Source organism: Patiriisocius sp. Uisw_017, from assembly GCF_047731265.1.
GTDB lineage: Bacteria > Bacteroidota > Bacteroidia > Flavobacteriales > Flavobacteriaceae > Patiriisocius.
Genome location: NZ_CP159835.1, coordinates 2,628,864 through 2,642,783, shown reverse-complemented (window position 1 = coordinate 2,642,783; position 13,920 = coordinate 2,628,864). Strand labels below are relative to the sequence as shown.

The window sequence follows — 13,920 nt, the reverse complement described above, 5'->3', positions numbered from 1 at the left end:
TTAAAGGTATAACAACACTAAATGCAAAAGTCCTACTTTACCTTATTTAAAAGTGAAACTACATCATTCTGCATATAAGCTACAATACAAAAATCCCCACCTTTCAAAAAATGAGGATTAGTGATTATTATTGTTAAAAATTTATTCCTTTAGTAATCGAATTACCTCCGTTTTATTTTTAGACACCACTTTAACAAAATAAATTCCAGTGCCTAAATTTTGAATATCCACCACATTATTTTTTGATGCAACATGAATGTCTTTTACTGTTTTACCCTGCACTGTATAAACTCTAATTGATTCTATAGTTTCACTTGCATTTATATAAAGTTTACTGTTCGCTGGGTTGGGGTACATAACTAAATTTTCAATCAAGTTATTCGTTACACTCAATACACTATTACTACTAGTTAAAACCAAAGAAAAACTTTGCTCATTATTTACAAGCGTGTTTCCTTTATGAGAAACTCTTACCGTATAATCTCCAGCTGCTGGTAAAATCGTTTCTATTTTTTCAATATTATCTACCACGTTATCTCCTCTAGTGGCTTCTGCAGTTGGATTAGCGACCTCTAAAACCCAAGGTAAGAAAGTTTCTCCACCGTCTATAGAAATTCTTAAATCTAAATCATTTTTTAAACGTGGTGTTGATACATCTTCTATTCCTGAAGGCAATAAATCTCCAGCTGGATCTGTCCAAGCAATCGTTGCTGTATAATCGCTAGTGCCATCTGATGTAAAAGAAAAAGTGTAATCATCAAAAGGTGTAATGATTTCTTCAATAATTATTGCATTGGTGCCGTTATTAGAAATAACTTGTGCTGCTTTTTCTGTATTTAATAAGCCCCAGCCAAAACGGTAATCAGGTCCTGGTGTCGTTCCGGCTTCATCTGCGGTATGCAAAACCAATGCTCTCAAAGTTGATGCCTGCATAAACTCGCTGTTGAGCTCATTATAATGTTGCTGCAATAATAAAAGACTTCCTGATACATTAGCACTAGCCATAGACGTGCCAGTTAATACTGTATATTGACCGTCTGCAGCTCCAGAACTGGAAAACATAGCTACGCCTTTTGCTGAAATATCTGGCTTAATGCGACCATCATCTGTAGGACCCCAACTGCTAAAAGTTGACATTTCTACATCACTGGGTTGTTGATACTCTAAAACTTCAAAAGTTGCAGCTACAACAAGATTATTCTTTGCAACACTATAATGGTTAAGGTAATCATATCCACCGTCTGCAGGGTTTTCTCCCGAAGTCCTAGCGTTCCCAGCAGAACAAATTGGCAAATAAAATGGCGCATTGTAGATAATATTATCAATGTTGCGTGCATTAGAATCATAATATCCTAGATACCATAGAGGAGTTCCGCTCGGATCGATTCCATAACTGTGATTTGAAATTAGCATACCATTAGCGGCTGCGTTTGTCATTTCTGGCTCATCATCATTAAAATTGTATGCTAAAAGCGCTGCCTCTGGAGCCATTCCTTTCGCGTTTCCTCCCACAACATTACCATTCCCAATGATTGTTCCTGCCACGTGTGTGGCGTGATTGCTTACGTTACCTGTATTTTCTACTAAAGTAACGCGACCACTAAAAAGCTCGTGTGTTGCCCTTACTGGACCTGCATCCCAAAAACCAATGGTCATATTTTCACCGTTAAGATTTAGACCTGCAATTCCTCCTGAATGAACTCTATCTGTGCGAGTTGTAATGGCGGCTTCCTTATTTTCCGTTTGATAATATTTTGGAGTTCCATCAGGAAAGATGTCCACTAGCAACGCATTGCCCCCATTTGCCGTTGCGTATTCTAATGGCCAACCATTTTGAGACGCCAATGCAAAAGCCCTTTGTTGCTTAGTTTCAAATTGCTCCCTCAGTTCATTTTCAAGAAGGTTCAATTTTTCTATGTTATATGAATTTGAAATTTTTTGACGCTGTGCTTCAGTTTGAGAAAAGGAAGAAAAACTTACAACTACAACAAAGAATAAACCAAGCACTCTATTCTTTTTCATACGTCTCTTTTTTTTACAAAAGTAAAAAACTTTTTCGAGCCAATATAATTTTTCCTTTTTACGTAGGGTAAAATTTAAGTCCTAATTCTATAATTAAAAAAGCTACATGCTTTCTAATCTACTATTTGCCATTTTCTTTCCTAACTCAACTCCCCATTGATCATAGCTGTAAATATTCCAGATAATCCCTTGAACGAAAATTTTATGTTCGTATAGAGCGATAAGTTTGCCTAAAGATCTTGGAGTCAATTTGTCAATTTCGATGAGATTTGAAGGTTTATTTCCTTCAAAAATTTTATACGGCGCATCAACAGTCTCCCCATAAGTACCATTTAACAAGGCATCCCCTTGTGCATAACAGTTGGCTATAAGCTTATTGTGATGGTCTTTATTTCCATAAAGAGATTCTTTATAGCAAATAAAATCGGTTGGAATCAACCGTGTTCCTTGATGCAGTAATTGTAAAAACGCGTGTTGTGAATTGGTTCCTGTATTTCCCCAAACTATAGTTCCTGTGGTATAATTTACACGATTTCCATTTCGGTCTATGGATTTACCATTGCTTTCCATTATTGCTTGCTGAAGGTAATCTACAAATTTAGTAAGGTATTGTGTATAAGGCAATACTGCTTCGGTTTCAGCATTGTAAAAATTACTATACCACACCGAAATCATTGCCATAAGCACGGGCATGTTTGTAGAAAAAGGTGCTTCTCTAAAATGAGTATCCATAGCACTTGCTCCAGCTAATAATTCTTTAAAATTATCATATCCAATAGCACAGCACGTTGATAAACCAACAGCGCTCCACAAGGAAAACCTGCCCCCCACCCAATTCCACATCGTAAAAACCTGGTCTTCGTCTATACCGAAGGAACGTACCGCTTCTTTATTTGTTGAAACCGCAACAAAATGAGATGAAATTGCACTTTCTGGTGCTTTCTGAAGAAACCACTTTCTTATAGTAGTTGCGTTCGTAATAGTTTCTTGAGTCGTAAAAGTCTTAGAAACAATAATAAATAGTGTTGTTTCTGGATCTAGAAATTTCAAGGTTTCGCTAACGTGATCTCCATCTATATTAGAAATATAATGAACCTGTAAATGGTTTTTATAATAACTAAGCCCTTCTGTAACCATTGCTGGGCCAAGGTCACTCCCGCCTATACCTATATTGACTACATCGGTAATTTTCTTTCCTGTATGCCCTAGATGGGTTCCTTGGATGAGTGAGTCAGAAAAAACCTTCATTTTCTCTAGTGTACTAGCCACTTCGGGTTTGAGGTTTTCTAAATTTCTTAGCGCCGTATGCAATACCGCTCTATTTTCAGTTTCATTTATTTCTTGACCCTCAAACTGTGCTTCGATTGCCTCTTTTAAACCGCATTCATTCGCTAGTGATTCTAACAAATCTAGGGTTTTCTTTGTAATTCGATTTTTTGAATAATCCAAAGAGAGATCCTCAAAGTCAGTGCGCAGGTTGGTGGATCGACTATTATCTTCTTTAAAAAGTTCTTGAATTTTTAAAGATTGCATTTCAGTGTAATGCAATTTAAGCGCTTTCCAAGATTTAGTGTTTGTTGGGTTTATTTTAGGTAACATAGCAATTTATTGATAACGTTTAATGTAAAACTATAAGATTTAATAACCCTTCTTGAACTACTAAAATATTACGATAGGCTCTATACGCTAAAGTCTATTATTTCTATAATATTCAATAAGTCCGTCTATGGGGCGCCGAATAATATTTCCTAGTTCAAGATTATAAGGTTTCATACAATCTCTTATAATATCTTCACTAAAATAAGCAATACTACCAATAAAATGAATTGGTACGCGCTGCGCTTCTTTGTAACATAATATGCGATACTCAATAAACTTAAGCATTCCTTCACTTATTAATTTATAGAAATAACCGTTTATTTCTCCCGCGTTATTGGGTCTATTCTCAGAAGGATCAAATATAAATTGAGCGAAAGAAGCCAAATACATGTTAGGATTTGATTTTTTATATAAATTAAGCTTGATATCATCAGGATCTAAATTAAACCTGCGTTTAAACTCAAGCGCCAATATAGAAGGCATTTTTTTATAGAAATAATCTCTAATTAAGCGTTTTCCAAAGTAGTTCCCACTAGCTTCATCCATTAAGCTGTAACCTAAAGAAGCAACGGAAGAATGTATTTCTTTACCGTCAAAGTAGGAACTGTTTGACCCTGTGCCTAAAATACAAACAATACCGGGCTTTGTAGTAGCCGCATATACCGCCGCAACGGTATCTTCGTTAACGGTTACTTTTGCATTTGTAAAAATTCTTTCTAAAACACTTTTAAGGAGTAAAACGGGTGTTTTAGTCCCACAACCCGCTCCATAAAAATCTAATTCTTTAACAGCAGTAAAATAAGTCTTTAAGTCCTCATTTGTTGAGATGCGTTCAAAAAGATCTTCCTCAAGCACTACTGCCGGATTTAAACCCAATGAACGCGTTCTTATAACAACTTCACCAAGAGGATTTAGTAAAATCCAATCGCACTTTGTAGAGCCGCCATCTGTTATTAAAACCATAGTATTTTATTATTAATGTTTCCGTTATTTACGAATGAATACAAATTAAATAGACCCAATAGAGCAAAGTAATTTGTTTTACTTCAAAGATGCTATATGGATTGCAAGATCAATTAATTTTGCAGAATAACCATATTCATTATCATACCAAGCTACTAGTTTAAAGAAATTGTTGTTGAGCGCAAGTCCTGCTTCTGCATCAAAATTACACGTGTGTGCATCACTTACAAAATCTTGAGACACTACGGCATCCTCAGTATATGAAACAACACCTTTGTAATCGCCTGAAGCAGCTTCTTTAAATACCGCTTTAATTTCGTCTAAAGTTGTTGGTTTTTCTGTCCGAACTGTTAAATCTACTACCGAAACATCTACTGTAGGCACTCTAAATGCCATACCCGTAAGTTTTCCTTTTAAAGCTGGGATTACTTTTGTAACGGCTACTGCTGCTCCTGTAGATGAAGGTATGATATTATTAACTCCACTACGTCCAAGACGGTAATTTTTTCTTGAAGGTTGATCTACCGTTGCTTGCGTTGCTGTTAAAGCATGAATTGTAGTCATAAGACCCTCTACAATACCGAAATTATCGTCTATTATTTTTGCTAATGGAGCTAAACAGTTTGTAGTACACGAAGCATTCGACACAATCGTATCTGACGCTTTAATGTCCTTGTGATTCACACCCATTACAAACATAGGAGCTGTTTTTGATGGAGCTGATATAACTACCTTTTTTGCACCTGCTTTAATATGAGCGTCCGCATTATCCAAATCTGTAAAGATTCCTGTACAATCTAAAACGATTTCAGCCTCTACTTCATCCCACTTTAAGTTTTCAGGGTTTCTTTCAGAAGTAACTCTGACTGTTTTTCCATTTACATTTAAGTGTTCTCCTTCTACCTTTACAGTTCCTGGAAACCTCCCATGAACAGAATCATACTTTAAAAGGTATGCTAAATGATCTACTTCTAATAAATCATTAACTGCTACTATTTCTATTTCCGGGTTTTGTGAAGCAACTCTGAAGGCGATTCGCCCAATTCTTCCAAAACCATTTATTGCAATTTTCGTCATTTTTTTATTTTTTATTTTTTATTTTTTATCAATGTGGAATTTCCACTTTATTTTATTTTGTTTTATTTTAAATTGAAATTATATCTGCAACACGGATTAAACTTTGATCAATCTTATTGCTTCCTTCTAGTGATTTTTTAAAAGGAACTGAGGTAACTTTATTATGTATTACTCCAATCATAATATCTTTTTCTCCGCTTAATAATGCATCTATAGCCCCAACACCAAGCCTGCTAGCCAATACTCGATCAAAACAGCTAGGAGCTCCGCCTCTTTGGATATGACCAAGAACAGTTACTTTGCATTCATATTCGGTTAAATTTTGACGAATATAATCTGCCAATCCCATAATGTTTTTGCCTATTTGACCTCCTTCAGAAACAACTACAATGCTAGAAGACTTTCCTGATTTTTTACTTCGCTTTAAAGATTCGACCAAACGATCTCTTCCTAAGTCTTGTTCTGGGATTAAAATTTCTTCAGCCCCAGCTCCAATTCCCGCATTTAATGCAATATCTCCTGCATCTCTTCCCATTACTTCAATAAGAAACAAACGGTTGTGAGAATTCGCTGTATCTCTAATTTTATCTATCGCCTCCACAACCGTGTTTAAGGCGGTATCATATCCAATAGTAAAATCGGTTCCATTTATATCATTGTCTATGGTGCCAGGAATCCCGACGATAGGAAAATCAAATTCTTCGTTAAAAACGATAGCTCCTCTGAATGTACCATCACCACCAATGGTAACGAGTGCATCAATCTCTTCTCGTATTAAATGATCATACGCTTTTTGTCTTCCTTCTTTAGTCATAAACTCCTTAGACCTGGCAGACTTTAAGAAAGTACCTCCTCTATTAATGATATTCTTTACAGAACGTGCATCTAATATTTCAAAATCGCCTTCTATAAGACCTTCGTACCCTCTATAGACCCCTACGCACTCGACATTATGGTATGCACACGAACGAACTACAGCCCGAATAGCTGCATTCATTCCAGGCGCATCGCCACCGCTGGTTAAAACAGCTATTTTTTTAAGTTTAGATTTCATTAAGGTTAATTATATGGTTACTTTTTCGTTAAAAATCAATGATTCCATGACTACCTTTGGCGTTCTATCTACTTTAAAAAGCCCCCAATGTTTTTCAGGTTCTAAGGGTTCTGGTGAACCTTTCCACGGTTCGTCAAAAGCAGAAAAAACAAAGGTTAATATATCATCTTCTTCACACCAATTTATCAAATCGTTATAATAAATTTCTTGCAATTCTTCACTTACGTTATGTGCCTCTATACCTATTCCGTTAGAGTTTGTTGCCCAACCTGCTTCTGTAATAACAACTAATTTATCTGGGTACATATCTGCTACGCCGTAATAATTTTGCTTTGTGTATTCTAAAGCTTCGTGTATATTTTTATATTCCCAAACAGGATAGGTATGGATGGATATAAAGTCAACAGCTTCAACTAATGGTTTAAGATTACTAAGCCAAGGTAAGTAGTTTTCGCAAAAAGTTACAGGTTGTTTTGCGTTTGCTTTAATATGTTTTACATAGTTAACAACGCTCTCTACGGGTACATAATGATCTGTCCAATCTACACAGGCTTCATTTCCAGCAGATAATGAACAAATAATATCTGGAAATGCATTTGCCAAATCAATTAATTTATCAATCCTTTCTGCGTTTCGAGCTTTGTTCTGAATAAGTTCAATATCAGAAAAATTACTTCCTCCCCAAGGACAGCCATGGTTATTCATTTCAGCAATAATATATGCGCCTAGCATTATTTTGAAATCTAGGTTTTCTTTTTGTATCACCTCTAAGACGGTATCAGCGTGTTGATCACAATCATAAAGCCGAAGGTATTTCCAGTTTCCTTGAAGAATTAATAAATCTTCCTTTATCTGGTCATAGCTTGGTACTTCTCCTCCAGGTTGCTGCCCTTCTCTAAAACCAGAATAGCATATCGCCTTTCCAGCCTGTATCTTTAATACATCTGTATAGTTTTTCATAGATTCAAATTTTGCTCAAACTTACTTTTTTGTGTATTTATAATTAATGTAAGTTTATGCTTAAAACTTGACTTTTTCATCTTTATTCCACAGTCCCCAATAAGCGCCTACATCGCCTTCATCTCCTATTTTCCATGATTCATCAAAGGATGAGAAATAAAACGTTTCAATATTATCCTTTGCTGCCCATAATTGGGTGTTTATAAAATACTTCATGGCGTTTTCACTTGATGGAAAAGCACCACGTAAATTGGTTCCTTCACTTGGCCAGCCTGTTTCTGTAATAATTACTTTTTTACCTTGTGCGGCACTCGAAGCCTGACCAAACATAGCTTGCATATGATTTAGGGAGTGGTCAATATCACAACCTTCCCAATAAGGGTAGCAATTAGCTAATATAACATCTGAGGCATCTACTAATTGTGGATGTCTAGAAAACTCATAATAAGCATCTACATAACCCACTGGGATTCCTGGTAATGCTTCTTTTACTCGCCATATATATCCTAACAATTCGTCTAAGGTTAAATCGTTTCTATAGAGCACTTCATTCCCTACTGCAGCAATATCTACTAAGCCTTCTTTGCCTAGTTTTATTAAAGCCGCTATTTCCTTTTCGTTGTCTTCTTTATTATTGCTTAACCACGCACCTACTAGGGTTTTAAGACCGTGCTTTTTAGCTATTCTTGGAATGTGCTCGTTGCCTTCTATACAAGAAAAAGAACGCACCCATTTTGTATAAGGCTTAATAATTTGCATACGTCTATTTACCTGCTCTTCTGTTATCGTATCGCCAGGTTTTTGGCCATCCTCATACATACTAAAGCATAAACCGTGCATCCCATTTTTCAATGATTTGCGCCATAAAGCTTTTAATTCTGATAAAGAACATTTACTAAAATCTCCCCCTGTGTATCCACTAAAGTCTACTCCTTCGTTATCACTTAATTTGCTTTGTTCTTGCACCGAAAACCGATCTCCTTCTCTGTATGACATAGTTTATTTTTTTTGGGTTAACTTATTTATAATTACTTTTTATTTAATTCAATTGAGTATTTAATTTTTTCATCTTTATCCCATATTCCCCAACGTGCACCTAACTCTCCTTCAACTCTAACTTTCCATGATTCATCAAAAGAAGAGAAATGGAACATTTCAACACCTTCCGTTTTTGCCCATTCTTGGGTCTGGATAAAGTACTTCATGGCATTTAATTTTGTTGGATATGCCTCTCCTATTGATTCTCCCTGACTTGGCCAACCCGTTTCTGCAATAATAATTTTTTTGCCTTTTGCTACTTTTTGCACAATAGCGTGCATTTGTCGTAAATGCGTAAGTGAATCTTCTATTGCGAAACTTTCCCAAAACGGATAACAGTTTGCTAAAATAACGTCAGTCGCATCTACTAGGTTTGGCCTGTTATAGTATTCGTAATAAGTATCAACGTAACCAACAGGAATGTTTAAACCAGATAATGCAGCTTTAACCCTATTGATGTAAGAAATTAGTTCTTCTTCAACTAGGTCACCCCGTAAAAGCACTTCATTACCAACTGCAGCAATATCAACAAAACCTGCTTTTGCCAACTTTATTAAAGCTTCAATTTCTTTTTCATTTCGTTCTTTGTCGTTACTAATCCAAGCACCAACCATCGATTTTTTGTTGTTATTGTGCGCTATTTCAGGAATGAGTTCGTTTCCTTCGGTACAAGAGAATGATCGCACCCATTTTGTATAAGGCGAAATGATTTCCATACGACGGCGAATTTGTGTTGCTGTTAATATATCTCCTGCACCTTGACCTTCAATATAAGGGCTAAAACACAAGCCGTTGATGCCAAGTTTTAAACCTGTTGAAAATAACGATTCTATATGTTTAGCGTCTTTATTGCTAAAATCAATTTCAGAATACTTTCCTAACTTTATATTACCGTTTATTCCTACTAAGTTACCAGCGCCATATGCTGAAGATATTTCTTTTGATTTTTTTTCAGTTTTACGTTTTGCCAATTGAGCACTTATTTTAAGCGCTTTTTCTTCGTTATGGTCATAACTACGCATAATCCACATAGCACAAAGTGTACCAAATATTGGTAAACCCGAATAAAAAAATCGTATTCCTGTAATGGATTCTTCAGAGTTTACCGTATCTGGAACAAACCCTACTAATGCCATAATAGCACCTGTTGCCAATCCTGCAAATGCAAAACCAAACTTTACCATCCACCAATAAATTGCTCCAAAAACACCTTCTCTTCGTTTTCCTGTATTCAATTCATCAATATCTATAATGTCTGAAGTCATAGACATCATTATGGTGAACAAACCTCCAATCCCAAAAGAAAAAAAAGGCAGTGCAAATAAAAACATATATGGTTTGCCAGGAATGAATAAGAACCAAAGCATGATGTATCCTAAAACCGAAATTCCTTGAGACACCATAAAGGCTTTCTTTTTTCCCATTGTTTTAGACATCTTAGCCACAATAGGTATTACTAAAAAAGTAGTTGCTAAGGCACCAATACTACCTAGTAGTGTTGGCCAAAGACCTGCTGCTGCTGTATCACCATTAAATAAGTAGTAGACCACAATAAAAAATGAAAAGCTAGCAACTACATTAAAAGCATTGAAGATTAAAAAAGTTGAAAAACATAATTTTCTAAAGGCTGAAATTTTAAAAGCTTCTATAAAATTGTCTTTGATTTGTATTAAACTTCCTCCAATTGTTTTTAATGTTAAAGGCGTCAAACTTTTATCATCTTTAGTTGATTTACTCTTTATAAAAAGAGCAGGTACCATTGCTAAAAGAGCACAAACAACAGCAACCCAAATACCTAGAGTTCTAGTTGTATCTGTAGTAGTCCCAAACCAACTATCATCATACATTACCACCCAAAACCAGGGAGCAATAACCCAAGCCCATTGACCGATGGACTGCGCAATTGCCATAATATTTGTACGTTCATGAAAGTCATCACTCATCTCATAACCCATCGCTACGTAAGGCACCGAAAAAATAGTAAGCCCCAAATAAAAGACTAAAGACCATATCAAAAAATAAGTAAAATTATAACTTAAACCATCTGCTACATACATTTGCCACATAAGCGCAAAGGCAATTCCCATAATAATCGCTCCTAAAAGCACATACTGTCTGCGCCTACCCCAAACAGATCTGGTGTTATCTGAAATGAAACCCATAATTGGATCTGTAAAAGCATCAAAAATACGCGGAAGAAAAAATAAAACCCCCCACAACAAAGTTGAAAAACCATAATTTTGTACTAAGACAACCGCAAAAATACCCAAGGCAGCAGGAAACATTTGATTGGCAAGCATCCCGAGACCAAAAGCCACTTTTTGACCCATTGATACTTTCTTGGTGATATTAGACATAGTGGTTGTTGTTTTTAGTTAGTTGGTTGTTCGTTTATGATTGCGGAACTATAATGGTCTGAATTGCTTGTCCGCTTATGGATATGCTAATACTCTTATTATTTAAAGTTAGGGTTACGTTTTTTATTTCTGTTTGTTCGTTAAATACAACTATGGCTATAGATCCATCAGGGTTTTTAGCTGCGGTAGCCATTAAATCTTTATCGGGGTTTTCAATGCCAATTACTATGGCTCCGGGTCTTATATACTTACTAAAATGTGACATTGTGTAATAAAGCGGTGTAAAATACACTTCGTCTTTTTCTGGATCAACTAGTACAGGCGCAACACACCAGTTTTTAAACCAGTTTGGGCCCCCTTGCTTATCTAGTACCATATTCCAATCTACCCAGCCATCTACCCAGTTATTTAGACATCCAATTATATCTCTTGCATATCTGTTAACGGGCGCATATTTTGGATGCAAGTATTTATCTTTTTCTGGTGCCCAGTCCCAACCCCAATCTGTGGCTTCTTTTTCCCAATACCAAGCATCGTCTTTCCATTTTGGAGTTTCTGAATCTACACAGGCTTCTGTTTGAATAAGATATTTATTGGGTGCTTTGTTATGCGTAAATTGTAAGGATTCAGGAAAATAATCATAGGTACTTCCATACCAATGAATCGCCATACCATCATAGTATTTAGAAGAAGCTTCATCTTTATACATAACGCTCGCCCATTTTTTCAACTCTTCACCTCTGTTTTGGTCAAACCCTAAAATTTTTACATCATGGCCGTCTTTTTCTAATTTAGGGCCTAAATAATGTTGCACAAAATTGGTCATTTCCTCCGGCGTGTAATGCATACTCTCCCAATTGCCATCATTCCCCACAGGTTCATTTTCAACAGTAAAGCCCCAAATATCAATCCCTTCCCTTTTGTAAGCTGTTCTATATTTTGAAAAGAATAAAGCCCAAGTATCATAATATTCTGGCAATAACTTACCGCCACGCCAATCCTTATTATCTTTCATCCAAGGAGGAGCAGTCCAAGGTGAGCTTATAATTTTAAACCCAGCAGTAGAAGTCGCCATCGCATCTTTTATCATAGGAATTAAATCGTCTATATCTTCAGCAATACTGAAGTTTTTCAAGTCCTTATCACCATCAACAGGCGCGTATGAATAATGACTTAATGAAAAATCACAAGAATTCATATGGGTTCTTGTTAACGAATAGTTTGCACCAGCTTCACTAAAATAAGCATCTAGTATTTTCTGTCTATTCGTTTTACTTACTCTATTTAATAAGGATGCTGAGGCTTCTGTAAATGAACCTCCAAACCCTGTAATGGTTTGATATTTATCTTCTGGCAACAATTTTATCTCAATAGCCTTTTCAGTAGTTGAAAATTCGGTAATTTTTGTAAGTTGGTTACCACTTGCAGAAGTTTCATAAACTTCCACATTTAAAACACCTTTCTTTTCAGCGCAGCTAAGCATAAGAAAAGCGGTTAAAATTAATATGTGATATTTTTTTATTTTCATAAATATTTATAGCGGTAAGCATGTTATCTATTTTCTACTATTTCTTTAGTAGTAAGGGGCACTAATACATCTTTCATTAGGGCCTCTTTGTTTCCATTATACGTTTTAGTAATTTTGTTTTCGCCTCTTTTAAGTCCATCAAAAGTTCCATTATCTACTAAATCCCATAAAGCATATTTTGCTTTCCCTTCGACCGTTAATAAGCCAAAATGATTTTCAGATCCATTTTTATTATGTGCATCTTTCCAAGGTTCATTAAACGCTTGAAAATAAAAGCATGAAATACCTGCTTTATTGGTCCATTCTCTCATTGCTTGATAATACATCGCTTCTTTATACTCATCTATCGCTTTAGAGCCATTAGGCCCGTAGTGACCATTTGATACTGTTGCCCATCCCGTTTCACCAATGTGAATTGGTTTGTCCACACCAAGACTTTTCATATACCTTTCTACACTCTGAAATTGTGTCATAGCATACGTTTTAGCGCGCCCCATTGCAGCGTCAATCTTTTCAACATCAGATAGTTGCATTTCATTTTCTGGAACACCCCAAAAATCAGGATTATAGTGTGTATCGTGCATTGGATAGGTATGTACAGAAATATAGTCTACTGCCTTAATTAATTTATTGAGATCTTCTACATGATATTCGGCACCACCACCACCCCAAGAGGCAAAATTATCAGAGCTGGTAACCCATAAATCTTTGGATAATTTACCCGATACCTTTAAATCTTGTAGATGATCTACCCATTTCAAAATAACACTAGGCTGTACATAATAGCTTTCGGCCCATTTTACCATCGCCTCGTTTCCAACCGCAATAACTTTAACAATGTCCGGATATTGATTTGCCAAGGCAACAGCTTTATCAATTTCTGCTGCGTTTGCTTCGCTTTCTTGATAGTGATCTGGTTCCAGATCAGTAAATGCATTCTTGCAATTAATCCAAGCACCCAACATCACATACATTTCAAAGCTAGCATCTTCCTCTTTTAATTCAGAAATTGCTTTTAAAACATTCGCCGCATGAGGTAAATGAACCTTATATGTACGTAAAATTTTGATTCCCATGACCGACATTATTTTCATGTCTTCTTTGAGTTCATCTACTGTGGGTTCGATACTATGGTCTTTATTTCTATAGCCACCATAAGAAATCGCCAAATAATCTGGATTTCCTAAAATATCCTTTACTGTTGCCGTTGGTTGTTCTTTCAAAGTATCTATTTTGCTTTCTTTTTGAATGGTATTATTACACGAAGACAAAAGCAGCACTGTTAATATGTAAATGATTATTTTTATGCCTTTTTTCATGGT

At 35.8% G+C, this 13,920-nt stretch carries 10 protein-coding genes; all 10 read right to left on the bottom strand.

Annotated features, from left to right (window positions below):
* Positions 1-141 precede the first annotated feature (141 nt).
* The 10 genes from ABXT67_RS12000 to ABXT67_RS11955 all read right to left on the bottom strand — a co-directional run bounded on the left by ABXT67_RS12000 (position 142) and on the right by ABXT67_RS11955 (position 13,917).
* Positions 142-2,022 carry a S8 family serine peptidase gene (locus ABXT67_RS12000; RefSeq protein ID WP_415374286.1) on the bottom strand — a complete coding sequence of 627 codons (1,881 nt, stop codon included), beginning with the start codon at positions 2,020-2,022 and terminating at the stop codon, positions 142-144.
* A gap of 102 nt (positions 2,023-2,124) precedes the next feature.
* A complete protein-coding gene (gene pgi, locus ABXT67_RS11995) occupies positions 2,125-3,621 on the bottom strand; it encodes a glucose-6-phosphate isomerase (protein WP_415374285.1) in 1,497 nt (498 codons plus the stop codon).
* 87 nt (positions 3,622-3,708) lie between these two features.
* Positions 3,709-4,584: an N-acetylglucosamine kinase gene (locus tag ABXT67_RS11990; protein WP_415374284.1), complete on the bottom strand. Its 876-nt coding sequence runs from the start codon at positions 4,582-4,584 to the stop codon at positions 3,709-3,711.
* 78 nt (positions 4,585-4,662) lie between these two features.
* Complete coding sequence (gene gap / locus ABXT67_RS11985) at positions 4,663-5,661, bottom strand: type I glyceraldehyde-3-phosphate dehydrogenase (RefSeq protein WP_415374283.1); 999 nt, start codon at positions 5,659-5,661, stop codon at positions 4,663-4,665.
* 67 nt (positions 5,662-5,728) lie between these two features.
* Positions 5,729-6,715, bottom strand: coding sequence for a 6-phosphofructokinase (pfkA, locus tag ABXT67_RS11980; RefSeq protein ID WP_415374282.1), 987 nt, complete (start codon positions 6,713-6,715; stop codon positions 5,729-5,731).
* Positions 6,716-6,724: 9 nt separating this feature from the next.
* A complete protein-coding gene (locus ABXT67_RS11975) occupies positions 6,725-7,675 on the bottom strand; it encodes a hypothetical protein (protein WP_415374281.1) in 951 nt (316 codons plus the stop codon).
* A gap of 60 nt (positions 7,676-7,735) precedes the next feature.
* Entirely contained in the window at positions 7,736-8,671 is a 936-nt protein-coding gene (locus ABXT67_RS11970) for a glycosyl hydrolase family 17 protein (RefSeq protein ID WP_415374280.1), read from the bottom strand.
* Positions 8,672-8,703: 32 nt separating this feature from the next.
* Positions 8,704-11,070, bottom strand: coding sequence for an MFS transporter (locus ABXT67_RS11965; protein ID WP_415374279.1), 2,367 nt, complete (start codon positions 11,068-11,070; stop codon positions 8,704-8,706).
* A gap of 34 nt (positions 11,071-11,104) precedes the next feature.
* Entirely contained in the window at positions 11,105-12,553 is a 1,449-nt protein-coding gene (locus ABXT67_RS11960) for a glycoside hydrolase family 30 protein (RefSeq protein WP_415374278.1), read from the bottom strand.
* Between the two features lie 68 nt (positions 12,554-12,621).
* On the bottom strand, positions 12,622-13,917 hold the full coding sequence (locus ABXT67_RS11955; RefSeq protein ID WP_415374277.1) for a glycosyl hydrolase family 17 protein: 1,296 nt from the start codon (positions 13,915-13,917) through the stop codon (positions 12,622-12,624).
* Positions 13,918-13,920: the final 3 nt, after the last annotated feature.

Excerpts from the sequence above, each read along its gene's own strand:
- ABXT67_RS12000 (WP_415374286.1), bottom strand. The coding sequence starts at position 2,022 with ATGAAAAAGAATAGAGTGCTTGGTTTATTCTTTGTTGTAGTTGTAAGT.
- ABXT67_RS11990 (WP_415374284.1), bottom strand. The coding sequence starts at position 4,584 with ATGGTTTTAATAACAGATGGCGGCTCTACAAAGTGCGATTGGATTTTA.
- ABXT67_RS11970 (WP_415374280.1), bottom strand. The coding sequence starts at position 8,671 with ATGTCATACAGAGAAGGAGATCGGTTTTCGGTGCAAGAACAAAGCAAA.
- ABXT67_RS11960 (WP_415374278.1), bottom strand. The coding sequence starts at position 12,553 with ATGCTTAGCTGCGCTGAAAAGAAAGGTGTTTTAAATGTGGAAGTTTAT.
- ABXT67_RS11955 (WP_415374277.1), bottom strand. The coding sequence starts at position 13,917 with ATGAAAAAAGGCATAAAAATAATCATTTACATATTAACAGTGCTGCTT.
- pgi (WP_415374285.1), bottom strand. The coding sequence starts at position 3,621 with ATGTTACCTAAAATAAACCCAACAAACACTAAATCTTGGAAAGCGCTT.
- gap (WP_415374283.1), bottom strand. The coding sequence starts at position 5,661 with ATGACGAAAATTGCAATAAATGGTTTTGGAAGAATTGGGCGAATCGCC.
- ABXT67_RS11965 (WP_415374279.1), bottom strand. The coding sequence starts at position 11,070 with ATGTCTAATATCACCAAGAAAGTATCAATGGGTCAAAAAGTGGCTTTT.
- ABXT67_RS11975 (WP_415374281.1), bottom strand. The coding sequence starts at position 7,675 with ATGAAAAACTATACAGATGTATTAAAGATACAGGCTGGAAAGGCGATA.
- pfkA (WP_415374282.1), bottom strand. The coding sequence starts at position 6,715 with ATGAAATCTAAACTTAAAAAAATAGCTGTTTTAACCAGCGGTGGCGAT.